General features: G+C 39.7%; 1 protein-coding gene. It reads left to right on the forward strand.

The annotated features are described in order from the left end of the window. Positions 1-125 precede the first annotated feature (125 nt). Positions 126-1,289 (forward strand): IS4 family transposase, encoded by a 1,164-nt coding sequence (locus DW096_RS19185; protein WP_008675277.1) that lies wholly within the window; start codon positions 126-128, stop codon positions 1,287-1,289. Positions 1,290-1,326: the final 37 nt, after the last annotated feature.

The following is a 1,326-nucleotide window of genomic DNA, read 5'->3' on the forward strand; positions in this document are numbered from 1 at the left end:
CACTACTGTCCCGTAAAAGTGGATAAATAGTTCTTTGAAATTATTGAAATATAGTCAATTACACGGTTTTTTGAAATGAAACGGACTTGATTTTGCAACTTTGCAGTCTAATACAAATGGCTGCTATGTTCCAAGACAAATACGTATTCTCTCAATTAACCGCTTTTCTGAACAGGACTCAGTTTAACAACTATGTTCGCAAGTATGGTGGCAACCGATATGTGAAACATTTCACTTGCTGGAATCAGATGCTCGCGATGATGTTTGGACAACTGAGTAACCGTGAGAGCCTGCGAGACTTAATCGTTGCTTTCGAGGCGCATAGGGCCAAGCAATATCATCTTGGGTTAGGTCGTGAACCGATAGCCAAGACAACTCTTGCGACAGCCAACCGGAACCGTGATTATAGAATTTTTGAAGAATTTGCATTCTATATGATGAAGGAAGCCTGCGAGAAGCGGACGACCAACATCCTTGACATTTCCGGAAAGAAATATGCGTTTGATTCAACAACGATTCCGTTATGTCTTGCAACATTCCCATGGGCAAAGTTCCGAAACAAGAAAGGAGGAGTTAAGGCTCATGTCTTATATGACATTGAAGCACAAGTTCCTGCCTTCTATACCGTAACCACTGCATCAAAGCATGATTCTACATTACTGTCTTCAATCCATTATGAACCAAATGCTTATTATATCTTCGACAGGGCTTATGATTCCTTTAAAGAACTCTATAAGATACATCTTACAGACTCTTTCTTTGTTGTCAGAGCCAAGACGAATTTAAAGTATAAGACAGTCCAATGGAAGCGAAGAATGCCAAAGAATATAATGACAGATGCGGAAGTGAAACTGACCGGCTATCTCTCCGAGAAGAAATATCCTGAGTCATTCAGACTCGTCCGATATTACGATGAAGAAGATGACCGTGAGTTCACTTTTTTGACAAATGCAAAACAACTTTCTGCACTGGATATCGCCAATCTTTATAAGAAAAGATGGTTAATCGAGCTGTTCTTCAAATGGCTCAAGCAGCATCTCAAGATAAAGAAATTTTGGGGCACAACAGAGAACGCTGTTCGCATACAAATCAGTGTGGCTATTATCACATACTGCCTTGTGGCTATTGTCCAACATGATATGAAGTTGAAACGCTCAACCTATGAAGTTTTGCAAATTCTCAGCATATCATTGACTGACAAAACCCACTTGCGTGACCTGTTCGATAAGACTAATTTCAATGATGTCAAAGATCTAAATAATCCCCTTATTCCGGGGCTATTTGATTAATTGTTTAACTCGTCCCATTTTAACGGGACACTAATGC

Origin of the sequence: Bacteroides sp. AM07-18, from assembly GCF_003602695.1 — a bacterium.
GTDB lineage: Bacteria > Bacteroidota > Bacteroidia > Bacteroidales > Bacteroidaceae > Bacteroides > Bacteroides uniformis.